This window comes from Antarctobacter sp. (assembly GCF_965277915.1).
Lineage (GTDB): Bacteria > Pseudomonadota > Alphaproteobacteria > Rhodobacterales > Rhodobacteraceae > Antarctobacter.
The window spans coordinates 3,327,719-3,351,669 of sequence record NZ_OZ255849.1; the positions used below are offsets into that span (position 1 = coordinate 3,327,719).

At 61.0% G+C, this 23,951-nt stretch carries 26 protein-coding genes and 1 tRNA gene; 7 read left to right on the forward strand and 20 right to left on the reverse strand.

Features of this window, described 5'->3' with window-relative positions; all coding sequences use genetic code 11:
• Window positions 1–112 precede the first annotated feature (112 nt).
• Genes ACQY5B_RS17060 through ACQY5B_RS17075 form a run of 4 tightly spaced genes read left to right on the forward strand, consistent with a single transcriptional unit; the run spans window position 113 to window position 3,069 of the window.
• Window positions 113–721 carry an NAD(P)H-dependent oxidoreductase gene (locus ACQY5B_RS17060; protein ID WP_420328342.1) on the forward strand — a complete coding sequence of 203 codons (609 nt, stop codon included), beginning with the start codon at window positions 113–115 and terminating at the stop codon, window positions 719–721.
• Window positions 708–1,409, forward strand: a complete 702-nt coding sequence (locus ACQY5B_RS17065) for a glutathione S-transferase family protein (protein WP_420328341.1) — start codon at window positions 708–710, stop codon at window positions 1,407–1,409. Before ACQY5B_RS17060 ends, ACQY5B_RS17065 begins: the two co-directional genes overlap by 14 nt.
• Window positions 1,387–2,055, forward strand: a complete 669-nt coding sequence (locus tag ACQY5B_RS17070) for a DsbA family oxidoreductase (protein WP_420328340.1) — start codon at window positions 1,387–1,389, stop codon at window positions 2,053–2,055. Before ACQY5B_RS17065 ends, ACQY5B_RS17070 begins: the two co-directional genes overlap by 23 nt.
• Before the next feature lie 24 nt (window positions 2,056–2,079).
• Window positions 2,080–3,069, forward strand: a complete 990-nt coding sequence (locus tag ACQY5B_RS17075) for a quinone oxidoreductase family protein (protein WP_420328339.1) — start codon at window positions 2,080–2,082, stop codon at window positions 3,067–3,069.
• A 58-nt stretch (window positions 3,070–3,127) separates the two neighbouring features.
• Here ACQY5B_RS17075 and ACQY5B_RS17080 read toward each other — a convergent pair whose 3' ends face one another.
• From ACQY5B_RS17080 to ACQY5B_RS17140, 13 genes are all read right to left on the reverse strand, one after another.
• The gene (locus ACQY5B_RS17080) at window positions 3,128–3,823 is read right to left on the reverse strand and encodes an RraA family protein (RefSeq protein ID WP_420328337.1); all 696 of its coding nucleotides are present in this window, start codon (window positions 3,821–3,823) and stop codon (window positions 3,128–3,130) included.
• Window positions 3,820–4,515 (reverse strand): alpha/beta fold hydrolase, encoded by a 696-nt coding sequence (locus tag ACQY5B_RS17085; protein WP_420328336.1) that lies wholly within the window; start codon window positions 4,513–4,515, stop codon window positions 3,820–3,822. Before ACQY5B_RS17085 ends, ACQY5B_RS17080 begins: the two co-directional genes overlap by 4 nt.
• An 82-nt stretch (window positions 4,516–4,597) precedes the next feature.
• A complete protein-coding gene (locus tag ACQY5B_RS17090; RefSeq protein ID WP_420328335.1) occupies window positions 4,598–5,566 on the reverse strand; it encodes a cupin domain-containing protein in 969 nt (322 codons plus the stop codon).
• Between the two features lie 134 nt (window positions 5,567–5,700).
• On the reverse strand, window positions 5,701–6,690 hold the full coding sequence (locus ACQY5B_RS17095) for a nuclear transport factor 2 family protein (RefSeq protein ID WP_420328333.1): 990 nt from the start codon (window positions 6,688–6,690) through the stop codon (window positions 5,701–5,703).
• A gap of 8 nt (window positions 6,691–6,698) precedes the next feature.
• Complete coding sequence (locus tag ACQY5B_RS17100) at window positions 6,699–7,730, reverse strand: LacI family DNA-binding transcriptional regulator (RefSeq protein ID WP_420328331.1); 1,032 nt, start codon at window positions 7,728–7,730, stop codon at window positions 6,699–6,701.
• Window positions 7,730–8,494: an SDR family NAD(P)-dependent oxidoreductase gene (locus ACQY5B_RS17105; protein ID WP_420328330.1), complete on the reverse strand. Its 765-nt coding sequence runs from the start codon at window positions 8,492–8,494 to the stop codon at window positions 7,730–7,732. The genes ACQY5B_RS17100 and ACQY5B_RS17105 overlap by 1 nt, the downstream gene beginning before the upstream one ends.
• Window positions 8,494–9,546: an ester cyclase gene (locus tag ACQY5B_RS17110; RefSeq protein WP_420328328.1), complete on the reverse strand. Its 1,053-nt coding sequence runs from the start codon at window positions 9,544–9,546 to the stop codon at window positions 8,494–8,496. Before ACQY5B_RS17110 ends, ACQY5B_RS17105 begins: the two co-directional genes overlap by 1 nt.
• A gap of 61 nt (window positions 9,547–9,607) precedes the next feature.
• A complete protein-coding gene (hisD, locus tag ACQY5B_RS17115) occupies window positions 9,608–10,918 on the reverse strand; it encodes a histidinol dehydrogenase (protein WP_420328327.1) in 1,311 nt (436 codons plus the stop codon).
• Window positions 10,915–11,460 (reverse strand): ester cyclase, encoded by a 546-nt coding sequence (locus ACQY5B_RS17120; protein ID WP_420328326.1) that lies wholly within the window; start codon window positions 11,458–11,460, stop codon window positions 10,915–10,917. The genes hisD and ACQY5B_RS17120 overlap by 4 nt, the downstream gene beginning before the upstream one ends.
• A 4-nt stretch (window positions 11,461–11,464) precedes the next feature.
• On the reverse strand, window positions 11,465–12,346 hold the full coding sequence (locus ACQY5B_RS17125; RefSeq protein WP_420328325.1) for a carbohydrate ABC transporter permease: 882 nt from the start codon (window positions 12,344–12,346) through the stop codon (window positions 11,465–11,467).
• A gap of 10 nt (window positions 12,347–12,356) precedes the next feature.
• Window positions 12,357–13,388 (reverse strand): carbohydrate ABC transporter permease, encoded by a 1,032-nt coding sequence (locus ACQY5B_RS17130; RefSeq protein ID WP_420328323.1) that lies wholly within the window; start codon window positions 13,386–13,388, stop codon window positions 12,357–12,359.
• Between the two features lie 69 nt (window positions 13,389–13,457).
• Entirely contained in the window at window positions 13,458–14,708 is a 1,251-nt protein-coding gene (locus tag ACQY5B_RS17135; protein ID WP_420328624.1) for an ABC transporter substrate-binding protein, read from the reverse strand.
• A gap of 91 nt (window positions 14,709–14,799) precedes the next feature.
• Complete coding sequence (locus tag ACQY5B_RS17140) at window positions 14,800–15,849, reverse strand: ABC transporter ATP-binding protein (protein WP_420328321.1); 1,050 nt, start codon at window positions 15,847–15,849, stop codon at window positions 14,800–14,802.
• Window positions 15,850–15,970: 121 nt separating this feature from the next.
• Here ACQY5B_RS17140 and ACQY5B_RS17145 point away from each other — a divergent pair, with 121 nt between their 5' ends.
• From ACQY5B_RS17145 to ACQY5B_RS17155, 3 genes are all read left to right on the forward strand, one after another.
• Complete coding sequence (locus tag ACQY5B_RS17145; protein ID WP_428400301.1) at window positions 15,971–16,870, forward strand: LysR family transcriptional regulator; 900 nt, start codon at window positions 15,971–15,973, stop codon at window positions 16,868–16,870.
• A 182-nt stretch (window positions 16,871–17,052) separates the two neighbouring features.
• Complete coding sequence (locus ACQY5B_RS17150; RefSeq protein WP_420328319.1) at window positions 17,053–18,054, forward strand: ester cyclase; 1,002 nt, start codon at window positions 17,053–17,055, stop codon at window positions 18,052–18,054.
• Window positions 18,055–18,113: 59 nt separating this feature from the next.
• Window positions 18,114–18,311, forward strand: a complete 198-nt coding sequence (locus tag ACQY5B_RS17155) for a hypothetical protein (protein ID WP_428400351.1) — start codon at window positions 18,114–18,116, stop codon at window positions 18,309–18,311.
• On the opposite strand, the gene ACQY5B_RS17160 is transcribed toward ACQY5B_RS17155, so the two are convergent.
• From ACQY5B_RS17160 to ACQY5B_RS17190, 7 genes are all read right to left on the reverse strand, one after another.
• Window positions 18,250–19,143 carry a LysR family transcriptional regulator gene (locus ACQY5B_RS17160; protein ID WP_420328317.1) on the reverse strand — a complete coding sequence of 298 codons (894 nt, stop codon included), beginning with the start codon at window positions 19,141–19,143 and terminating at the stop codon, window positions 18,250–18,252. The genes ACQY5B_RS17155 and ACQY5B_RS17160 overlap by 62 nt on opposite strands.
• A gap of 108 nt (window positions 19,144–19,251) precedes the next feature.
• Window positions 19,252–19,956, reverse strand: a complete 705-nt coding sequence (locus ACQY5B_RS17165; RefSeq protein WP_420328316.1) for an IS6 family transposase — start codon at window positions 19,954–19,956, stop codon at window positions 19,252–19,254.
• A 9-nt stretch (window positions 19,957–19,965) separates the two neighbouring features.
• Window positions 19,966–20,328 carry a DUF6538 domain-containing protein gene (locus tag ACQY5B_RS17170; protein WP_420328314.1) on the reverse strand — a complete coding sequence of 121 codons (363 nt, stop codon included), beginning with the start codon at window positions 20,326–20,328 and terminating at the stop codon, window positions 19,966–19,968.
• 169 nt (window positions 20,329–20,497) lie between these two features.
• Window positions 20,498–20,572 (reverse strand) — tRNA-Gln (locus ACQY5B_RS17175).
• Between the two features lie 60 nt (window positions 20,573–20,632).
• Window positions 20,633–21,589 carry a GGDEF domain-containing protein gene (locus ACQY5B_RS17180; protein WP_420328312.1) on the reverse strand — a complete coding sequence of 319 codons (957 nt, stop codon included), beginning with the start codon at window positions 21,587–21,589 and terminating at the stop codon, window positions 20,633–20,635.
• A 38-nt stretch (window positions 21,590–21,627) separates the two neighbouring features.
• A complete protein-coding gene (locus tag ACQY5B_RS17185; RefSeq protein ID WP_305971940.1) occupies window positions 21,628–22,230 on the reverse strand; it encodes a heme NO-binding domain-containing protein in 603 nt (200 codons plus the stop codon).
• A gap of 112 nt (window positions 22,231–22,342) precedes the next feature.
• Window positions 22,343–23,917: a trimethylamine methyltransferase family protein gene (locus ACQY5B_RS17190; protein WP_420328311.1), complete on the reverse strand. Its 1,575-nt coding sequence runs from the start codon at window positions 23,915–23,917 to the stop codon at window positions 22,343–22,345.
• Between the last annotated feature and the right edge of the window lie 34 nt (window positions 23,918–23,951).

A 23,951-nucleotide genomic window follows, 5' to 3' on the forward strand; every position in this document is an offset into this window, starting at 1 on the left:
TTTGCAGGTTACAAAAAGTATACTGGTTGATCTTAGTTCCTTGCGCCCGCAATTTCGTCTCGAGCGCGCCGCGTGTCAAGCGGCCCGGAATAAACAGACAAGGACGAAGAAGATGAGCAAGATCCTGATCCTGAACGGCGCCCAACCGTACGCATTTGCGCCCGGCGGGCTGAACGCGACTCTCGCCAAGCGGGCGAAAGACCATCTGGAAGCGCAAGGCCACGAGGTGCGCATTACGACCGTGGCCGACGGTTATGACGTCGAGGCCGAGGTCGAAAGCCACCGCTGGGCCGACACGGTCATCATGCAGTTTCCGGTGAACTGGATGGGGGTGCCGTGGTCGTTCAAGAAATACATGGATGAGGTCTATACCGTCGGGATGGACGGTCGACTGACTGCGGGCGACGGGCGTACCGCCGAGGCGCCCAAGGCGAATTACGGCATGGGCGGCACGCTGACTGGCACGCGCTACATGCTCTCTGCCACCTTCAACGCCCCGAGCGAAGCCTTCGACGACCCTGAAGAGCCCTTCTTCGAGGGCATGAGCGTCGACGACCTGCTGCGCCCGATGCACCTGAACGCGAAGTTCTTCGGCATGACGCCCCTGACGACCTTCTCTTCCCATGACGTGATGAAGAACCCAGACGTCGATGCTGATCTAGCCCGGTTTGATGCCCATCTGGGTGCCGTTTTTGCGGAGGTCGAAAATGTCGCGGCCTGATATCGTCCTTTACACCGCCAACACGATGAACGGGTGGAAGCCGCTCATCTTCCTGCACGAGGCGGGTATCGACTACGAGTTGGTCAACGTGGACTTCTCGAAGAAAGAGCAGCACGCGCCCGACTACGTGAAGCTGAACCCGAACGGTAAAATCCCGACGATCTGGGACCGGGTCGAGGAACGCGCGATCTTCGAAAGCGGCGCGATCCTGTGGCACCTGGCTGAAAAATACGGGCGGTTCCTGTCCTCCGATCCGGTGGAACGCTCAGAGACGCTGCAATGGCTGTTCTTTCAGGTCGGCCATATCGGTCCGATCATGGGGCAGGCAATGTTCTTTCAGCGCATTGCCAAGCCCAATGGCGACGAGGTGCCTTATGCCATCAATCGCTATGTCAACGAGAGCCGGCGGCTCTTGGAAGTGCTTGATACGCGGCTCAAGGGCCGCGACTGGCTGGTGGGTGGCGAGATGTCCATCGCCGACATCGCCACCTATCCTTGGGCGCGCAGTTATTTCTGGGCGACTGTGGAGGTTGAAGGGCTACCCAACCTTCAGGCGTGGTTCGACCGACTCGATGCGATGCCGAAGGTGCAGGAGGCCCTGCAATTGCCAGAGCCGCGTCCTTCGGCCTTCGGCAAAGGCGACATCGATGCCGCCGCTTCGGCCAATGCTGCCCGATTCAAGGAGTAAGTTCATGACACTCCGTGTAGATATCGTCTCGGATGTGGTCTGCCCGTGGTGCGTGATCGGGTATCACCAATTGGCCAAGGCCGCCAAAGAGACTGGCATCGATCTCGAGGTGAATTGGCATCCGTTCGAGCTGAACCCGCAGATGGCGGCCGAGGGCGAGAACCTGCGCGAACATCTCGCGGCAAAATACGGCACAACGCCGGAAGGGTCGCGTGAAGCTCGCGCACGATTGACAAAGATGGGCGCGGCGTTGGGGTTCGAGTTCAACTATGCCGATGACATGCGAATGGTGAACACCTTTCGCGCCCACCAGTTGATCGCCTGGGCCGACGAACAGGGCCGTGTGCATGATATGACACTGGCGCTCTTCGCCGCATTCTTCACGCGCCGCGAAGATTTGAACGACGTCAATATGCTGGCGGATGCGGCGGGGGGCATCGGCCTTGACCGCGATGCGGCGCTGACCATGCTGGAGACCGGAGAGAAGGCGCAAGTCGTCCGCGACAAAGAACAGTTCTGGACTTCGCGCGGTATCAGCGCCGTCCCGGCGATGATCTTCGAACGTCAGCATCTCGTGACCGGCGCTCAGGGCGAGGAAACCTACGCGCGCATCCTGCAAGAACTGGCGAAAACCCGCGCTGCGTGACGCGCATATTTCAGGGAGGAGACCATGAGCAAGGCACAAGTGATCCACAGGAAAGGTCCGCCTGCGTGCATGAACTGGGAAGACTGGCATGTACCAGACCCTGCGCCCGGCGAAGTGCGCATGCGGCACACTGCTGTCGGCGTGAACTATGCCGATACCTATCATCGCGGCGGCATCTCTCATCCGTGGCCGGTCCCGGATGAACCGGTGGTGATCGGCTTCGAAGGCGTCGGCGTGGTGGAAGGTGTCGGCGAGGGTGTGACCGGATTCAAGACCGGAGACCGCGTCGCCTATGGTATCCCGCCTTTGGGCAGTTATTCCGAGACCCGCAATTATCCCGCCGACAAGCTGTTGCACATGCCCGAAGGATTGGACGACAGGCAGGTCGCCGCGCTTCTGATGAAGGGCATGACCGCGCATTACCTGCTGCACCGCACCTACGCGGTTCAGCCCGGAGATACGATCCTGGTCCATGCGGCAGCAGGTGGCATGGGGCTGCTCCTGTGCCAATGGGCCAAGGCGCTCGGAGCAACCGTGGTGGGCACGGTCTCGACCGAGGAAAAGGCCGAGGTCGCCCGCGCGGCAGGCTGCGATTTCCCGGTGGTCCGCTCACAGCAGAGGTTCGTCGACGTTGTGCGTGATGTCACCGATGGCGACGGGTGCGCCGTTGTATATGAGGCCATCGGCAAGGACACGTTGCAGGACAGCCTCGACTGCTTGCGCCCGATGGGGGTCTGTGCGGCCTACGGGCACGTCTCGGGACCGCCCGACCCGGTGGACATCATCCAGGATCTGGGCCGGCGGGGGTCGCTGTTCATCACCCGACCGGCGATCATGCATTACGTCGCCAAACGGTCCGATCTGGAGTGGACCGCGCGGGATCTGTTTAAGGCCATCGGCGAGGGTATTCTGGATGCCAACATCAACTACGAATACCAGCTCAAGGACGCGGTCAAGGCACATGAGGCCATCGAATCCGGCAAGACACTGGGCGCAACGGTGCTCATCCCGTGAGCATCGCGCGCATCAGGGCACTTCCCTACCCGATTGACAAGATGCCGGACTCGATCAGCTAGGTGCGGGCCTTTTCAAATGCGGTCCAAGCCGCCTCGAACGCGTCGAAATCGAACCCCGGCGCGCGGGCCGCATCCAAAACGATAGCCTCGGTGCCCAGCATTTTTGTGATCGCCATGCTCAGCTCGGCAATGTAGTCTTGCGGGATCACCAGCGCACCGTGGCGATCGGCGTGGACCAAATCGCCGTCAGCGATGGTCAAACCGAAGACCGTGACCGTTGTGCCAATCTCGCGCACGTGGACGAAAGCGTGGCTCGGGCCAATGGAGCCGGCGATTACCGGGAAACCCATAGGCAAGTCGCCAAGGTCTCGCATCACGCCGTTGGTGAGCGCCCCCGCCAGACCAAAACCCTTGTGCACCGTGGTGTTGATCTCGCCCCAGTAGGCGCCGACGGCATTCGGGCCGTCGACGTCCTCGACCACCGCCAGAGCAGGCCGGGGTCCGGTCGCCATGTGACGGTAGTAGTCCATCCGCCGGGTCCTGATTACCTCCGGCGCCTCGTCCGGCGGGGCGGTGGCGGCAATTTTTGCGGTGCGAGCCACGCCGACGATGGCGCCCGCGTCCGGGTCGCTGCAAAGCACCGTGCCGCGTGTGAAGCGATCAAAGCCGCGCTTGCCCTCGACCACTTCTATGGCGTTGCAGACGGTGGGCGTGTCGACCTTGCGCAGAAGGTCCAGAAGGTCGGGTGTCATGACATCTCCAGCCAGCGCCCAAGCGCCGCGTTTGTCTCGTTCGGTTTTTCCAGGGTTGGCATGTGTCCCGCGCCCTCGATGATCGCAAGTGTCGCGTTGGGCAGCAGACCGGCCATCAACTCGTGCCGCGCCACGGGGCAGAGAGTGTCGTGCCGCCCGCAAAGCACCAGCGCCGGGCCGCCGAAACCGCGCAGCGTTTCGCTTTGATCCGGACGGTCGCGCAGGGCGACGGACTGCCGGATGAAGACCTCTGGCCCGAGATCAATCGCCATCTCCATGCAAAGATCCAGCAACGCCTGTTTGCCCGGAGCATCCGCGAGGTAGTTCGGCTTCATCTCGTCGCGCATGACCTCGGCCATGCGGCCTGCACCAGCCTTGTTCATCTGCGGTCCACGCCTGACCTTGACGGCGTCGGCCTCGGCCAACGGATTGGTGTCAAGCAGCGCGATGCGTTCGACACGGCCCGGCGCTTGCCGCAGTACCTCCATCGCGACGATCCCGCCCATCGACAGGCCCGCCAAGGCGAAACTCTGCGGCGCCCGGGCCAGCACCTCGGCGGCCAGGGCCTGCATGCTGTCCGCACCGGAGATAGGTGCGTGATGCACGACCCGGCGGCCCGAGAAATATGCGGTCTGCGGGCCGAAGAGCCGCGCATCGCACATCATACCGGGCAGAAAGACAAGCGGTGTCATCAGACCGGTGTCGCCTTGCTACGCGCCGGAGAGCCCGCTTGGGTTAATCGTTGCTCGCCCATGCAGGCTCTCCCTTCTCGTGTCAGTTCCCGGTCCAGCTGGGGCCAGCCGGGTCATCGGTCCCCACTATGTGATAAAGCGCTGCTTCGCCGGTCATCGAAGGCACGGCGGAATGCGAGAGACCCTCGGGCACCGACATGGTGTCGCCGGGTGCGATGGTCGCCGACCCACCATCCCAGTCCACGCGCCAGTGGCCCTTGACGGGCGTCAGGACTGAGGGGCGATCGTGGCTGTGCTTGGTGTCGGTGGCTGAGGCGCGGGTGATGAAATCGACGTCGAAGCCGGGTTTGTCCTTGAGCAGACCGGTTTCGCCGATCACTTTGCACGGAGCCTTGTCAGCCAGCGCCACCATGTCCCAGTAACGGGCGACGTGGTTAGGCAGGACCTCGGCCGTGGTGGGTTCAGGTCGCTTGGCCAGCTCTTCCTTGGACATTATCGGCATCGGATTCACCCCGTCCGGCAGACGCTGCTGGCGCTTGGTGTCGTAGAGCTTGCCGTCCTCGCCCAGCACCAGCCCGTGATCGGCTGCATCCTCGATCACCTGCGGCGCCCACATCACGCCGCCACCAGCATCGTTGCCGCCGAGGATTGCCATGATCATCCCGTAATCGGTGCCGATATTTTCAAAGCCGCGGAAGATACCAGTGGGGATGTTGAAGATGTCGCCCTCTTCCAGCACCACTTCGCCAGCGGTGCCCCAGCGGCCCCAAAAGAAGCGCCAACGGCCGGAAAGGACAAAGAATGCCTCTGCCGTATGGTGATCATGCAGGGAGTTTCGGCACTTGGGCGGCTGGCCCGCCGCGCCAATATTGAAACCGTGTGGGATCGAGATGTGGACATGCTGGTCGGGCGACTCGGACACACCACCGCCGATGATGGTGAAGTTCTCCTTCTGGTCACTGCCCGGCGTGTGGGCGTCGATGAAGGCGGTTTTACAGGGTTGCAGATCGCCGTAACGGACGATGCGTTTTTCGATTTCCTGAGGTGTCATGAGACTGTTCCTGTTTTTCGGTTGGGGTCAGAAGGTGAAAGACCCATTCCCCGGCGGCCGCAGGTTCAGCCGCCGTGCCCGCCTGCTGCCGAGAAAGCCGTGAAGGCGGCGCAGAGCCTCGGACGGCGCCAGCATCACAGTTGACCTGTCTTCAGCAGGATCTGCTTCCAGATCGCGGTTTCGTCGAACAGAGTCCATTCGCGGCGCAGCTTCGGCTTCCCGCCCACCAGCGCACCAAACTCTGCGTGGCTGATGCCGAGAACATAGACTTCCGCTCCGGTTGGCGTGCCGAACGCGCCCCAGCCTTCGTGTTTGCCATGCAAGCTCCAACGGATGGCCGAACGCGGCGGCATCATCGGATCCTCGCGCCCGATCATGTGGTGGATGGTGAACGTGGCATTGGGGAAGGCCGCGCGCAGCCCCATCCAGAACCGGTCTGCGCCGTCAAAACTCAGCGTCTCCAGCCCGCCGGGATAGGAGAGGTTCGCGCCACGGTCATAGGCTTCTGGGACCACCGTGAAATCCGCGCTCATGATCCGGGTCAGGATGTCTGCGTGGCGTTGACCCCATTCGTTGTCGTTGCCCGTCCCCTTGTAAGGGCCGACAACGTCATTGGCTGGCGTCAGCGGCTGCACGCAGGCTTCCGGCCCGCCCTCGCGGGCGATGAGGTCGCGGGCGAAGTCCTTGGGCTCCCAGCCCAGTTGCCGCACGATGGCACCCTGATCGCGGATCAGCCATTCGTCGTTGATTTGGTTGTCGATGGCGTGGCAGTCGGCCAGGATACGGTAGTGCAACTGCTTGCCCGTGGGCGCGCCATAAACGCCGGGATAGGCGTGGGTCGCGGTCGAATGCAGCCGATGCGACGACAGCATTCCCGCCTCGGGCGTGCCGGACCAGATCACGTCCTCGCCAAATAGCGTCCTGTCGGGAAACTCGGCCAGCGTCGCCATGGTTGCGCCGATCACGTCCTGATTGCCGACCACGACGGAAGCAGGCGACCGCACCACGATCTCGGGCGCGTAATAATCATGCAGGGTCGCGATGCCGCGATCTTCCCAGATCTCTTTGGTGATCCCAATGATGTAATCGGGAAAATCGACGAATTTCGGGTCAAAACCCTTCATCGGAGCGTTCATTTGTCAGTCCATCCTTCTGGAATGCGGGCAGATCCGCGCACGATCAGCGGAGCCTCGACAGCGATGTTTCGGGTTATGGCGGTATCGATGGATTCGATCTGTGCGAGCAGCGCCTTGACAGTCTCCTCGACCATCAACTTGGCGCGCTGGCGCACGGTGGTCAGGTTGTAAGACAGCCAGGCCGCTGGCGGCACGTCATCAAATCCTACAACGGAAACCTCGCCGGGAATGCTCAAGCCCAATTCGTGCCGGATCACATCCATCGCGACGAATGCCATGTGGTCATTGGCCACGAACAGCGCGTCTGGTCGGCGATGGGCGGGAACGCCGAACATGGCTCGCGCTGCTGTTCTGGCTTGATCGAAATCGAAGTTTCCGACCTCACGTGCAAACAAGTCGCGGTTCGCCGAATTCAACCCTTCGAGGAAACCCGCCTCGCGATCCCGCTGTGTCGAGGCGCCCTCCCATCCGGCGATGTAGGCGATCCGTCCGTGTTCGCCGGTCAATAGAAATTCGGCGACCGTTCGACCGCCATCAAAATTCTCCGATGTGACGGCGGCAATCCCCTTGCGCTCCTCGTAGCGGTTGAACTGCACGACTGGCACACCTGCATTCTGGCAGCGCTCCGCGATGTCAGAAGACATCGGAACCGAAGCAAAGACGATCCCGTCAACTTGGTAGTCGAGCATCTCGTCCACCACATCATCGATCTTTCGGTGCTTCTGCGAGGTCAGGAATACAAGGACATGGTAGCCTTCGCGTTGCAGAGCGTTGGACAGCTTTTCCAGTGCTTCCGGGTAGAAATAGTTCTCCAGATAGGCGACCACGAGGCCGATGATGTGGCTTTTCCCCGACACGACTGCACGGGCCAGGATGTTGGGGCGGTAGCCCAGTGCTTTGGCGGCCTTCCGGACCTTTTGAATGGTCTTCTTGGAAACCGACGCGCCGGGCGTGAAGACCCGGCTGACTGCCGACTGGCTCACCCCAGCGCGGCGGGCCACGTCCAGCGATGTGATCTTCTCCGCCATCAATCCGCCGTCCAACCGCCGTCCACCATCAGCGCAGTGCCGGTGATCAGCGCTGCCGCGTCGGACGCAAGGAAGACGGCCGCGCCCATGACGTCCTCGACTTCGCCGATACGACCGAGCTTGATCTTTTCCTCGACCCAGGCGCGGCGCTCGGGTCGATCAAAGGTCTGTTTGGTTAGTGGCGTGACGACGAATGTGGGGCAGATTGTGTTGACGCGGATGCCGAGGGGTCCCCACTCTATCGCCATCGACTTGGTGAAACCCTCGACGGCGTGTTTGGTGGCGGAATAGACGGCACGGTCAACGCCGCCGACCTTGGCCATCTGGCTGGATATGTTGATCAGCGAGCCAGGCTTGCCCGCGTCCGCCAACCCCTTGGCGACGGCACGAGTCAGGAAATAGGCGCCTTTTACGTTAAGGTCGCTCACGGAGTCGAAATCGGTCTCTGTCGTTTCCAATGCCGGGGAATGACGTGCCAATCCGGCAGAATTGATGAGAATGTCAAAGGGGCCGTTCGCAGCCACGGCGCGTTCCGTCTTTGCGACGTCAGAGACGTCGAGCGAAAGCACCGTGGCCGCGTGGCCGGAACCAGTCAGCGCGTCGGCCAACGCCGTCAGCTTGCTGGCCGACCGGGCCGCCAGCACCACCTCTGCCCCGGCCTCTGCCAGCGCCACGGCACAGGCCAGCCCGATGCCCGAAGAGGCCCCGGCGACAAGCGCGCGCTTGCCGTCCAAACGAAACGACGGGGTGCGCGGCAGCTCCATCAGGCGTCTCCCACCGGGAAGGCGATGCGGCCAGGCACGCGCACCTTGTTGAACTCCCGCAACCGGGCAAAAACGTCGACCCCTAGCTGCCGATAGGCGTCCAGTATGTCGACCATGACCCAGTTCTCGCGAATCTTGCCGTTCTCCAGCCGCCAGAAGTCGAGGCTGCGCATGGTGATCTTCTTGCCCGAGGGCGCGATCCCCATCCAACCGTCATGGGTGACGGTCTGGATCATGTTCGGCCAACCGGTGACGGCGGCATAATCGCCATCGCCGAAGAAGTGATAGGTGATCTCGTCGAGATACCGCCCGCGGTCCGGCATCCCGTTCAGAAAGGGAATCTGGTGCCAGTTGCGGAATCCCGCGATGCCGCGTCCGGTACCGATCCCCGCCGGGCCGTACCAGTTCATGCGCTGGTGCCAGAAGCGCGGCATTTCCATCACCTCGGGCCCACCTTGGCTCGGGTGCTTCTTGAGGTGGGTCAGCATTTCGATGATATGTTGCTGCGATGCGCGGGATTTTTCCGCGTCCCATGGTCCCGGTATAATTCCATCCAAAGTGGCCGGACCGGGGATGCAGAACTCCAGCCCGAGGCTGGGCGCCATCGGCCAGGCATTTGCCTGCATCATTACCTCGGGGATGTCCCAAAGTGTCTGGATTTCGACGACCCGGCCCTCCTCGAACCGGTAGAACTCGTGGAACCGCATATGGGTCAGGTGCCCGGTCGGCGGAATGTCCAGCCAAGGACCGACGAAGGTACCGACATAGTGCCCGCCGCAGCCAACCCAGTTGCCACCATGTTCGTCCGGTCCGCCCATGACGATCCAGTCGCGGCGTTCGAGGTCCGGCATGGCATCGAAAAGAGGCGCATAGCAGGCGTCATAGAACGCGTCCGGCCCGGTGAAATCGCCGAAAGGATGCGGCATGTGGATCACCGCGCCTTCGGCGATCACTCCACGCAGCGCGGCACGGACGGCTTCGGTATCAAAATCCACCATCGCCGCGCGGAGCGGCGAGAGGGCCTGCTTGTTTTGAGTATGTTGGTCGGTCATGGTTTTCTTCTGCTCAATGGGCCGGGGCCGCCACGCGCATTGCGCCGCGCCGGCACGTCACTCACTCTGCCGCCGTGCCATAGGCTACGTTCCGCCCGCCGTAGCGACGCACGCGGATGTTGCACTGCTCGGCATGACCGACGAACCCCTCCAGCATGCAGAGCCGCGAGCCGTATTCGCCGATCATCGCCGCAGCCTCGTCGGTGACGATCTTCTGGTAGCTGTGGGTCTTGAGATACTTGCCGACCCAGAGTCCGCCGGTATAGCGCCCGGCCTTCTTGGTCGGCAGCGTATGGTTGGTGCCGATCACCTTGTCTCCATTCGCGACGTTGGTGCGCGGGCCGAGGAACAAAGCGCCGTAGCTGTGCATGTTCTCGAGATACCAGTCGTCGCGGTCGGTCATGACCTGCACATGCTCGTAGGCCATGTCATTGGCGACCTGCAGCATCTCTTCGTGCGTGTCGCAGAGGATCACGTCGCCGTAATCTTCCCACGAGGCACGGGCCGTTTCCGCCGTGGGCAGGACACCCAGCAGGCGCTCGATTTCCGAAAGCGTCTCATCGGCCAGCTTGCGCGAGTTGGTGATGAGGCAGGCGGGCGAATTGTACCCATGTTCGGCCTGACCCAGCAGGTCGGTGGCGCAAAGCTCCGCATCCACGGTGTCGTCTGCGATCACCATGGTTTCGGTCGGACCGGCGAAGAGGTCGATGCCCACGCGGCCGTAGAGCTGACGCTTGGCCTCGGCCACGAAGGCGTTGCCCGGGCCGACAAGCATGTGCACCGGGTCGATAGTCTCGGTGCCGATGGCCATGGCGCCGATGGCCTGAATGCCGCCAAGCGCGTAGATCTCATGCGCACCGCCCAGATGCATGGCAGCAATCACCGCCGGGTTCGGTTCGCCTTTGAACGGCGCTGTGGCCGCGACGATACGCGGTACGCCCGCAACCGTGGCAGTGGCCACCGACATATGCGCCGAGGCGACCATCGGAAACTTGCCGGCTGGCACGTAGCACCCCACCGACTGAACCGGGATGTTGCGGTGTCCGAGGATCACGCCCGGCAGGGTTTCGAGCTCGATATCTTTCATGGAGTCCCGCTGCGCCCGGGCGAAGTTCATAACCTGGGTCTGCGCGAACTTGATGTCCTCCATGTCGCGGGCCGAGACCTTGGACATCAGCCCTTCGATCTGGCCTTGCGTCAGGCGGAAGCTTTCGGGCGCGTAATTGTCGAACTTCTGGCTCATATCGCGGACGGCAGCGTCGCCACGAGTATCGATGTCCTTCAGTCCGGCCTCGACGATGCCGCGCACCTTGGTGTCGTCCTCGGCGCGGTCGGCTTCGGGTTTCGATGTCTTGATGCGTTCCATGGTCATTCTTTCGATCCTTGAGTTGCGGGCTTGGGCGGAGTTTTCTCGCCCCGGTCGAAGGCTTCCCAGCCTTCGCCGTTGAAAACGTCATGGCCCAGCTGGGCCAGCACATGCGGGAAATCGACCATCACCCAGTTGTCGGTGATCTTGCCGTCCTCGACCTTCCAGAAATCCATGTATCGGATCTGCACCCGCTTGCCGGTGGGCGCGATGCCCATGAAGTGGCCGGAATGCGTCGCTTCCTGCCGCCCGAAGGCCGCCGCCCATTCGCCCATAAAAAGCCGCGCCTCGTCGATGCAGGTCTTGTCGGAAAACGCGGCTTGGAACGGGCGCTGCCAGTTGTCCTGGAAGTCCTTGAGCCCTGTCTTGGTCCCGCAGCCCTGGTTCCCCATCCAGCGAAAGCCGTCGGCGAAGAACTGACCGATATCGTCGATACGGTGGTCATTGAGACCGTCCACCATGCCTTCGATCACGGCACGGGTCTCTTCGGTCTTGGTCATGTCCGTGTCGCGTGACAGGACAGCTTGCTCGGGTCTGGAACCTCTCATCGCATCATCCCTTTACAGCGCCGGCAGTCAGGCCGCTGACGATTTGGCGTTGGAAGAACAGGATCAGCACAAACAGGGGCGCGGTGGCCGAGACCACAGCAGCGACGGCGTACATCACTTTGCCCTCGACCTGCGTGGTGCCCATGAAGCTGTTGATCGCCGGAATGATGGTCTCGTTTTCCTCGCTGAGAAGCATTACCGTCACGGTGAAGTCATTGTAGGCGAGCAGGAAGCTGAACAGCCCCGTGGTAATGACGCCTGGCCACATCACCGGCACGATCACGTGCCGGAAAGCCTGAAACCGGGTGCAGCCATCGACCATGGCGCTTTCGTCCAGGTCCTTGGGGATGTTCTTGAAGAACGAGTGCAGCATCCAGAGCGTGAAGGGCTGGTTGATCGCCACGAGCACAATGATGGTCGTCGGCAGGATGCCCCAGACGTTCCATTCGAAGAACCAAACCAGATAGCCCGAAACGAGCGTGATATGCGGCATGGCGCGGAACACGAGCGCGGCCATCAGGATCCAGAACGCATAGCGGAACCCCGATCGGGCCAGCGCATAGCCGCCCAGCGTGCCGAAGGTCAGAGAGATCACCACGGTGAAGAAGACGACGATCCCGGTGTTCTTGAAATTGAACCAGAAGCTTTCGTCGATCCAGGCACCGCGATACGCCTCGGTCGTGAAGGCGCTGCCAGTCTGCGCGATGGTGTTCGTGCCCCTGATCGCATTCATCCAGTCAGCCTTGGATAGAAAGTCGGCCTGCACCTTGAAGCTGCCCCAGAAGGTCCAGAAAAAAGGGAACGCCGCGATAAGGAGCCAGAGCAGGACAAGACCAAAAGAGGCGATCTTGAGCGGGGTCAGGCGGGATTTTGCTGCGGTTGCCATGATCGTCTCCTCAGTGGGCTTTGCGGGTGAAGTCACGCCATGTGCGGACCAGGACGGGCATCATCAGGATCACCACCAGCATGATCGTGATCAGTGAGGTTGCGCCCGCGGAGCCGTAGAGCGGATTGCCGCTTTCGCGCAGGTCGTTGAAGATGATCCAGCTCAGAGACCGGGCATGCGCCTCGGCGGAGAAACTGACGATCGGCTCAAAGACGCGGAAGTTGTCCATGATGAGCATGAGCGTCACGAAGGACACCAGCGGCATCAGGTGCGGAACGGTCACAAGGATCAGGCTTTGCCATTTCGACGCTCCGTCGATCTTCGCGGCCTCCAACGTGTCCGCGGGTACGGTCTGCAAACCCGCGTAGAAGGTGATGAAGCTGAACGGCAGAGTGTGCCACACGCCGTAAACCATCAGCATGGTCCACATCAGCGGGGTCGAGGCCTTGAGACTGAGTGAAGGATCGTTGAAGATGTTCTGGATCGTCGCCCCGATCACACCGTCTCCGTCCACCATCCAGAACAGGATCAACGAACCGACCAGAGGCGTAACGAGGAAAGGCAGGAGCGAGATGAAAATCGCAAGCCCCTTGAGCGCGCCAGGCAGATTGTTGACGCCCACGGCAATGGCCAGACCCAGCATGAGGACCAGTGGTGTAACGATGAAAGTATACGCCAGTGTGAAGGTCAGCGCGTTGTAGAAGGGCAGGTTATAGACCTCGACCCAGAACGCGCCCATGGTCTCCGCGTTTGCCCAGGCCTCGCCGATCTCGGCAATCGCCAGATGTGAGCGATTCAAATAGGTGTTCAGACCGTTGAACCGGCCAAGCGGTTGCTCCTCGCGGAGCTTCTGGGTGGCTTCGAGGTCGATCTCGGTGGTTTCTTCACAGCCGAACGGGCCGCAGCTTTCCGAGACCACTTGCACCTGTTCATGAGCGACGAACAGGGACTGCACGAAAACCGAGACGATGGGCAATGCGATGAAGAGGATCATCGCCGAGAGGGTCGGCAGGATGAACCAGAAAAAGGTGCGATGCTTCATGGCGTAGGTCCCGGATGATTCATGAAATGAGGGTAGGAGGGGCGTAAAGGCGCCCCTCCCGCGAGACGGTTACTTGAGGAAACCCGCTTCCTTGGCCGCCGTGATATAGGCGGCCTCGACATCGGCGAGAGCCTTCTCGGCACTCTCGCCACCCTTCAGAAAGTCGGTCAGTTCCGACCCGAGAGCGTTGTGCATCAAGCCGATCTGCGGGATCATCGGGTACGGCTTTGCCCCGCCCTTCGCGGTGGCGGCGACACCTGCCGCGGCGGGTCCCGGCGTGAATCCCTCAAGCAGCCAAACCGCATCATCGTTGTTCGCCGCGACCATATCTGCGTTCAATGCGCTTGCCAGGGCGGCAAAGGTCGCCTCTGCCGCTTCGTCAGGGACGTTTGTGGAGATGGTGAAGCCGTCCCACCACAGGGTCGCGCCAGGCACGCCGCCGGGTTCGACCGAAGGCGCCGCGGAAAGGACGGTGTTTGAGGTGATTTTCGCTGTCGAGCCCTCATCGTCGAGTATCGGTGCCCCGCGCGAGCCCCACATGATCCCCAATGCCGCCTGCCCGGCCTCCCACAGACCTTGGGTCTCATTGGAGGCTTGCGTCAGGTGGTCGGGGTGAGCGTATTTGACGAGTTCCTTGAGCGTGTTAAGCGCCGCAACACCTGCGGGGCTGTTGATCGCCGGCTCTGCCGTGCCGGGTTTAAAGAATTCACCGCCATGGGCCATGAAGACCAGATTGAAGGATTCGCCCACATTCCAGCCCGTCTTCATGTTCATCACGATAGGATATTCCATGATCCCGGCCTCGCGGATCGCCTTGGCGGCGGCGATGACCTCATCATAGGTCTCGGGAACCGTGTCTATTCCGACCTCGGCAAGGATATCCTTGCGGGAAAAGAGGTGCTGCGAGTTGGCCATGAAGGCCACCGCCATGACCTTGCCATCGAGGGTGATCAGCAGGTTTTTCGGCAGGTTCTGGCCGTATTTTTCAACCAGATCGTTCAGGGGACGGACCAGGCCATCGTTCATAAGCTGCGTGAGGGTCGAGTTCGCGACGATTACGGAGGTGTATTCCGCCGGATTCGGCGTGAGCGCCGCGTTCATGATCTGGCGCGCCTCAGTTGTGTGGTTGGCTGTGAATTCGGCGGCCTGGCCACCGCAGTTTTTGCGCGCCTCGTCGACCACGGCATGGATCGCCGGGAAATCGGACGCGAGGATGCGGATCGACTGGCCCTCGGGGCCGCAGTTGACGCCTTCGGCATAAGCTGCGGTGGACATGAGGCCGGCAAACAGGCCGGTGATAGCGATCTTTTTCAGAAACATATCTTTCTCCCTGCATTTCTGTTGCACTGGATGCGCCTTGCAATCACGCATCCGTTGATTGCCCCGGGAACCCCCCAGGGGAAAAACTACGTCAGCCGCCAATCCGCTGACCGGTCTGGCCGTCGAACAGGTGGCAATGATCGGTAGGCACGTGGATCGAGACCATGTCGTCGATCTCGGCGCGGAAAGCCTTGTCCGCGCGCACGCTGACCAACGTCTTACCCAGACGGACAGTGACCATGGTAGCGTCGCCCAGAAGCTCCAGCGTGTAGATGGGCGCGTTGATCTGACCGCCGCTTTCCACCACCTGTGCATCCTCGGCGCGGAAGCCCAGCGTGATCTTTCCGTCCGGCGCGGAAAGTCCGTCGATGCGGGTGTCGGGCGCGGTGAAGCTTCCGCCCGTAACAGAACCTTCAATAAGGTTCATCGCCGGTGAGCCGATGAAACTAGCAACGAATGTGTTGGCGGGACGATCGTAGATCTCGGTCGGGCTGCCAACCTGCTGGACCACGCCCTTTTCCATTACCACCACGCGGTCGGCGAGCGTCATCGCTTCGATCTGGTCATGCGTGACGTAGATCGTGGTGACCTTGAGCTCGTGGGACAGGTTCTTGATCTGCGCGCGGGTAGACACCCGCAGCTTAGCGTCGAGGTTCGACAGCGGTTCGTCCATCAGAAACACGTTGGGTTCCCGCACGATGGCGCGGGCCAGCGCCACGCGCTGCCGCTGACCTCCAGACAGTTCGGCGGGACGGCGATGCAGAAACTCGTCCAGTTCCACCATTGCGCTGGCACGACGCACTTTCTCGTCATGCGTCGACGGATCAATGCCCCGCACCTTCAGCGGAAAGCGGATGTTCTCATAGACGTTGAGGTTGGGATAAAGCGCATAGCTCTGGAAAACCATCGCCACGTCGCGGTCCTTGGGTTCCAGATCGTTGACCTTGCGATCGCCAATCCAGATTTCGCCATCCGAGGGATCTTCCAGACCTGCGATCATCCGCATCGTCGTCGTCTTGCCACAGCCTGACGGGCCCAGCAGCACCAGGAATTCCCGATCTGCGATTGTCAGGTCGAAATCGTCGACCCCAACGAAGCTGCCCCACCGTTTGCAGACATTGCGAAGTTGTATCTCAGCCATGCGGTGCCTCCCGAGTGTGGCTCTTCACGCTTTGCATGCGCTTGCAAGGAGGCTAGACGAAAAGCAATATTCAGTATAATGAAAACGATCTATGGTAGATATAAACAACATTAATTTGAGATTGATCGACACGACCGTCCTGTTGATCTTTCTCGGCCTCATGCGTCATCGCAAAGCAACAGACGTTGCCCGCGAGATGGGCTTGACGCAACCGGCGGTCAGCCATGCCCTGAAACGTCTTCGCACGCTCTATGAGGATCCGCTCTTTTTGCGCCGTGCACACGGGTTAGAGCCGACATCGCTGGCGCATGAGCTGGAACCCAAGATTCGCAGAATCGTACGACTGCTTTCAGAGACGCTCGAAGATCCGGAAGAATTCGATCCGCGTTCCACGGCGACCGACCTCAGGATCGGAGCATTCGACTACGAACTGACGACAGTGATACCGAAGCTTGTTACCGAAATGCGCAGTCTCAGCCCGAACATCGATGTCCATGCCTACCCTCTGGTCTATAGTGAGGCGCTTGACGCACTTGTGCAGGGACGGCTCGACCTTGCCATTGGATACTTTGATATTCCGCCAAGAAACGACGCGACATTTGTCGTCGAGGACCTCTATTCGGAGAACTACGTTCTGGCTGGTCGTAGCGGCCACCCCCTGTTGTCCGGAAACCCGACACTCGAGGACATGGCGCAAGCAGACCACCTGCTTGTCTCTCCTCACGGTCTGATCCGAAACCGTGTGGACGAAGCGCTCCGAATGCAAGGCTACAAGAGAAACATCCGCACAATTGTTCCGTCGCTCTTTTCTGCGCTCTCGATCATCAAGAACTCGGATCTCGTCATGACCCTTCCCGAACGGGTCGCCAAGAACAACGAGCAACCTTTTGATATCATCCACAAGCCGTTGCCGATAAAGGTGGGCGATTTTCAGCTGCAAGCTGTTCGACATGCGCGCGATGCCAACAGCCCACTCCACATGTGGTTGCTCGAAAACTTGCGCCGCGTAGTGTCTCGCTAAGTGTTCGGGATTGCCATCAAATCGGGCCTTTCCAACCGCCTGATCATGACGTCAGGCCGCCTGACAAATGACGCCACCTTGACGAACGTGACCAAGCCTTCGTCTGGAAATTCACTGGACATGCAAGTGTCAGATTGACAAGTACGCATGCTGTGAACAAGAGACAAACGCAGGATGCAGCTGTGAATTTTCAGGAAGAAAAACAATTCGTTCGAGACCTTTACACTGCGTTGGAGGAGGCATCTCCGGATCGAATCGGGTCGGTTCTTTCAAAAGCAATGGCACCCGACGCGCTGTGGCGCGGGTTCCACCCATTTGGCGAATTGGCCGGCCCGGACGCTGTGGCAGAGCAATTCTGGGCTCCCCTGCGCCAGTCACTGACGCGGCTGCAACGGCGGCAGGATATCTTCTTTGCCGGGCGCAACGAATTGGACGGGTTCACAGGCACCTGGGTGGTGTCCATGGGCCATTTGATGGGCCTCTTTGACCGGCCCTGGCTGAGCATCCCGCCTACCGGCAAGATGGCCTTTCTGCGGTACTGCGAATTCAACAAGGTCGAAAATGGCCGCATCGTCGAAACCGCGATGTATTTCGACATTCCCCACCTGATGATGCAGGCCGGGCTCAATCCTTTCCCGCCGCAAACCGCTGCGCATCTGGTCCAGCCCGGCCCGCTGACCCATGATGGATTGCTCTACGACGATGCGCCGGAGGCCGAGGGCCAAGCCACGCTTGCAGCGATCAATGCCATGATCGGTGATCTGGGAACCTGGCGGTCAGGCCTTCCGCTTGAAGAAGAACTGGCCCAAACTTGGCATGACGACATGATCTGGTGGGGCCCGGCGGGGATCGGAGCGACCTACACGATCGAGCGCTACGCCAAGCAGCACTCGGGCCCATTTCGCGCGGCCTTCACCGACCGTTCCAAGACCCGCCACCTCGCCCGCATTGCCGAAGGCCATTACGGAGGCTTCTTCGGCTGGCCCAACTTCACCGCCCGGCACACAGGCGGCTTCATGGGGATGCCCGGTTCGGACAAACCCGGCGAAATGCGGGTGATCGACATCTACCGCCGCGAGGGCGTCAAGCTGGCCGAGAACTGGATTTTCATCGACCTGTTGCATTTCTGGAAGACACAGGGCGTCGATATCCTGAAACGTACAGTTGAGATTGCTGACGCATGAGCAAGCTCTTCCACTTCGAAACGACCGTTGCGCCGGGTTGGATCGACTATAACGGGCATATGCGGGACAGTTCCTACGGCCTTGTCTTCAGCCTGGCGGTTGATGTGTTCCAAGACGAAGTCGGGTTTGACGAGACGTACCGCCGGACAACGGGCTGCACCATCTATGTCAATCCCGGAGCAAAATGGTCCACGTCTACCGGGACCGACGGAATTTCTCAATCAGGATATCCGCGATCACACTGGCCGCACGGCTAATGGGACGTTGCTGCGTGGTGGTGAGTGCCACCGACCGGAAAAGCTGTGGGTTTTCGATGCGCGCGGATTGAAAAATGCCCGAGCGCAGCTCGTCTTCGACTGCAGTACGCGCGACCACGGAAAAATACATGCATTCCTGGATAATTATCTTCTGCAATTCGATGGCTTCGGCTTCCACTGCAACGTTGAGGCTCTCTCCGGTCGACTTGGCCGCATCGCGTAGCAGCAGGCGCAATCCGTTTGGCTCTGGCGCAATCACCAAGGGATATTCAACCAACTCCCGCATGTTCATTACGTCCGGCAAACGACGATGTCGCGTCGCCCCGATGAGAAGCAATTCTGAGCGAAACAGAACGGTGCCACTTCCTTTGTCGGACTCTTTGTAATACCCCAGAAGGCCGATATCGACACGCCCCTCGGACACCCACCGGTCAACCTGATCGCTGGACCCCACGCGGAAGGACAGGAAAATCTCGGGCGCGTGAATTGCGACATGCTTGGCCAGATCGGCGGCGATGCGCTGGGCCACAGAGGGCAGCACTCCGACAATGACCTTGCCTGACGGCCTAGCCGAGGCATTGCGCAGGTCGACCATCATCTGGTCGGCCTCGAGCAGCAGGCGTTCGGCCCGCTCGAACGCGACGGCGCCGACTTCGCTGGGCACGACACCGCGCCCGGTCCGGAGGAAGAGCGGCGATCCGACATCCTCTTCGAGCTCCCGGACGATTCGGCTGATACTGGGCTGCGCCATGCCCAAGGCAACCGCCGCCTTCGAGAAACTGCCCAGCCGGCAGATTTCCGAGAAGACGCGCAAGGCTCGGAGATCATTCATCTACTGCCATCCGGAATCTGGATACCTGCTATCGCCGAATATGGACTAACTGATATGTGGTGTCAGACCAATTCTAACCGGTCTCACCAAGGGCAGTATGGCTGCCCCTTATGCCGCGCAGAGAGCGCGCCACTCAGAGAGAGCAGCGGCGCGGTTGGCCTTGAAAGTGTCCCGGCTCGACAGGCCGCGTTCCTGGTTGAAATGGTTGTAGACGGAGGCATGGACGGACGCGAATTTCTGCAGACTTCGCATTCGCCGGAACCGGAGCATCGCCCGCTCGCGTCGTCGAAACGGCAGATGGGAATTCTCCGCACGATTGTTCAGCCAACGGCCTGTTTCTTGTCGATCCTCGGCCCCGATTTCCTTCAGGGCGGCGCCATAGGAGCGGAGCTTGTCCGTCACCAGAGCGTCTGACCGACCGTGCTTCCTCATCGCTTTCTTGAGGAATTTCAAGGCGGCTTTCTTGTCCCGCTTCTTTGTCACGAAGCTTTCCAGCACTTCGCCCTCATGGTCGATGGCGCGCCAAAGATAATGCGTCTCGCCGTTGATCTTCACGAAGATTTCGTCGAGATGCCATCGCCAGCGGCTTGACCGCATGGCCTCGATCCGCCGCTTTCGGATCTCGGCCGCGAACATAGGCCCGAACCTGCGCCACCAGAACCGAACCGTCTCGTGGCTGACGTCGATGCCACGCTCGTGCAGCAGATCCTCCACATTCCGTAACGACAGTGGGAAGCGGATGTAGAGCATCACCGCCAGGCGGATGATCTCGGGGCTCGTCTTGAAGTATTTGAACGGATCGCGTTTTGTCATCCCGAGACGCTAGTCAGGCCCCTGCCCCACAGCAACCCAAGTTCTTCTGACAGGGCCTTCCAGCGCGTCCTCTTCCTGCGTGGCGATCTGCTCTTCGAATTTGATCAGCCGGATCAATTCTACGCGCAGGAATTCCTGGAGGATGGACTTGCTGAGTTCAGGGCAGACGTCTGCGTGGCCGGTGTCTTTCAACATTTGTCTTTCTCGCTCTTCAAGAGCCGGGACGAGCACGGAGGCGCGTCTGACGGCGTCGAGCAGGAAATCGGTTCGCAAAGAAAGACAGAGAAACGGGTTTGATCCGCGCGCGGAGAGCGCTCGGGGGAGCCGTTTTCGGAAGTAGAAGATTCTGCCGCGCCGGGAGAGGTAAGGCATGGCGATTCCTCGACCGGACTGGTTGGAATCGAAGCTGCGACGCGTGCGCCGGGAAGGGCCGTGTGTCACAGCCTGTGCTACAGGATGTGTTACAGCGCGGGCGGGCGGTGTGACAGCGGCCTGGGCACGCCCCTCAAGGGATTTGTTTTTACTGGATAATTTCGGCATTTGGCTGGGGTGGTAGGATTCGAACCTACGGTACGCGGTACCAAAAACCGTTGCCTTACCACTTGGCTACACCCCAACCGTGGCGCGCTACTTACGATGAGGATTCAGCGGGATCAAGACCAAAATTGCAGGAAATTCACTTACTCGCCACCTTCGTCGGACCTTCCCCCGCGGGGCCTTCTCCGAAGAAGCAGAACTGCGCACGCCCAGCGCGTTTTGAGGCGTAGAGCGCCATGTCTGCCTGTTCCAGCAACTCATCCGGATTGTCGATACCCCCGCCGGCGGTCGCAATGCCGATACTGGCGGAAACCCGGCACTCCCGCCCATCGTAGCTTACTGGTTGCTCGATCCTGTCAATGAGATCGCCGGCAATCTCGCCAAGGCGCTCGGGCTGCATCGAACCGCCGAAAACAATCAGGAACTCGTCTCCACCGACGCGGACCGCGGTATCATCCTTGCGGATCACATCCGTCATGATGCGGGCGACATGCCGCAACACCAGATCGCCGGCCGCATGCCCCAGGGTATCGTTGACCTGTTTGAAGAAATCGAGATCGATATGCATCAGGGAAAACGGCCCCCGTCCACGCTTGAAACGCTCCAGCACGGCGTCAAGCGCACGGCGGTTGCGCAGCCCGGTCAGCGTGTCCGTGTAGGCCCTCTCCTCGGCGGCAACCATTGCGCCCTGAAGCCGGGTGTTCAGGTTCCGAGAGGCATCCATCGCAGCGGATTTTGCCTCGACCAGGTACAGCATTTCGACAGCGAGATCCGTGGGCGCAAAGTCCGAGCTCGTCAGAGCATAGTCGCGCACCGCGCTCATCACGTGGATGCCGAAAGACAGGTTGATCACGGCGCCACCCTGCCCATCGGCAACAAGCACGCCGTAGAGTTGTGTACGGACGCCCCCCCGCAGCCGCAGGCGAATCTTGCGGCCTTCGGTCTGCATGAGTTGTTTCATGCAGGTCACGGCGCGCGGGCGAAACACCTCGAACACCTCCAGGAAGAGCGCGCCCTCAAGCGGTTCGGGACTGATCTTGTGCAAGGTCGGACCGGCCTGCCGGATATGGCCCGAAGACTCCAGCAGCAGGTGCATCGGACAGATCAGATGCAGGATTTCCTCGGGGAGGATGCTCATCCCTCGCCCCCCCCACCACTGCTTGCGGCCAGTTCGAACTCGCGCCCCTCGGCATAGGCGGTCTCGATCACCGTTACCATCAAGTATTGTTCGCCCCGACGCCCGCTTTCGGTATCGAGAAGAACCAGCGCGCCGTAGTCGTCGGCCATCGCCCGCAAGACCCCCATCATGACATATCCGAACCCGGGCAGGCCATCACCCACCCGCAACTTGAACTGGGTGCTGCCGTTGTCCGTCAACTCCAGGTCAGGCAGGACAAGATCGGCGACCACCAGGCGGCTCCGGTCAGGAAGATCGTCCAGGGAATGCAGGAACTCGATGAAATCGACCCCCCCGAAGCGCAGCAGGCGGCGCAAGCCCTCGCTGTTGGGGTGCGACACGAGGTAGGTACCCACGTCCTCCCAGATCGCCTCGGCAGGCTTATCAAGCACGGTTTCCGCCGCACTGATCAGCGCGCTGTAGGTTTCGGGCGCATAGTTCAACATCGCCTCGAAGTCGGGCATCTCAAGACCCGCCTTCTCGGCAACGTCCGCCCATATCCCGGGGCCATATGTATCCTCCACAAAGACCTGGAAGGTTCGCAGGATCAACCCGTGCATCTTGCCATTCCTCAACGCCTTGGTCGGAGCATGGCGATCAGCGATTAAGAATCCGGAAACAGGTACAATTGCCCGAATTTCCGCAAGGGAACTCTCCACCTCAGGTCCTGGGTCAGAAGTCCGTCGGCGCCCCACCCTCTGCCTTGCGGCGCGCGACAAAGTCCTCCAGTTCCTCGCGGATCGACTGATCCATCGGCGGCGCCTCGAACTCGTCCAGGATGCGTTTGAACAGCGTGTGCGCGCGTTCGGCCGTCCAGACGGCACCAGTCGCCTCCCAGGCCTCGAAGTTCTTCCAGTCCGACAGGAAAGGTTGGTAGAAAGCGGTTTCGTAGCGCTCTTGCGTGTGGTCAACACCGAAGAAATGGCCGTTGGGCCCCACTTCACGGATCGTCTCGACCGCCAGCGCATCGTCCGAGACATCGCAGATCTCGGGTTCGAGGTAGCGCTGGATCTGCTGCAACACCTCGCAGTCCATGATGAATTTCTCGGGGCTGGCGACCAGACCGCCTTCCAGCCAGCCCGCCGCGTGATAGACCATGTTCGTACCCGACTGGACTGCGGCCCATAGAGAATGTTCCGTTTCCCACATGGCCTGTCCATCCGGCACGTTGGCGGCGCAGACCCCCGAAGACCGCATCGGCAACCCGTAGAAACGCGCCATCTGGCCGGTCATCTGGGTCGCGCGCATGTATTCCGGCGTGCCAAAGGCCGGGGCACCGGTCTTCATGTCGACGTTCGAGGTGAAGGTCCCGATCACGCAAGGAACACCCGGGTTGATGATCTGCGCCAGCACCACTGCCGCCAGACCCTCGGCCAGGGATTGCGCCACCGCGCCCGCCATCGTCACGGGCGCCATCGCACCGGCCAGCGTGAAGGGTGTCACAACCAGCCCCTGCCCGCGCCGGGCCAAGCGCATCCAGCCGTCCATCATCGGGTAGTCGTGCTTTAGCGGCGAGGTCGAGTTGATGTTGGTATACATCCGCGGAACCGCCTCGAACTCTTCGTGGCTGATCCCCTGGCTGATGCGCACCATTTCCATCACGTCCTCGACCCGCTCCTGGCCGAGGGAATAGGCGTGCATGACCTTGTCCGTCAGCGTCAGCTTGTCAAAGACCACATCCAGGTGACGCACGCTTGCATGCACGTCCACGGGCTCGACCGGATAGCCGCCCGCGAAATGGATACAGTTGAAATACTGCGTCAACTTCAGCAGGTTCGCGCATTGCTGCCGGGTGCCCGAGACCTTCTTTCCGATCTCCAGGTCATAGTAATTCGGCGGAGAAGAAACGTTGCCGAAGAGGATGTGCCCGTCGCCGATGGTCAGTTTGCGGTCCGGATTGCGCGGCATCAGCGTGAACTTCGCCGGGGCCTTGGCGAGCATCTCCATGACCATGTCACGTCCGATGCGGACGTTCTCGCCCTGGACGGTGCAGCCCGCGGCACGCAGGATCTCGACCGCCTCGGGGTGCAGGAACTCGATCCCGATCTCTTCGAGGATGCGCATTGTCGCATGGTGCAGGCGTTCCACGCCTTCCTCGGTCAGCGGTTCCGTGGGGCGATCGATGTTGAGTGGCAGGCGCCAAGGCATCTGTTCGATTGCCGCGCCGCCGCGGCGACGGTTGCCCGCGCGCCCCCCGGTCCGGCGGCGTTTCTGGGCGGTCAAGGTAGCTTCAACGGCATCCGGCATGGTGGCTCTCCGTGTCTGGTGCCCACCATCACAC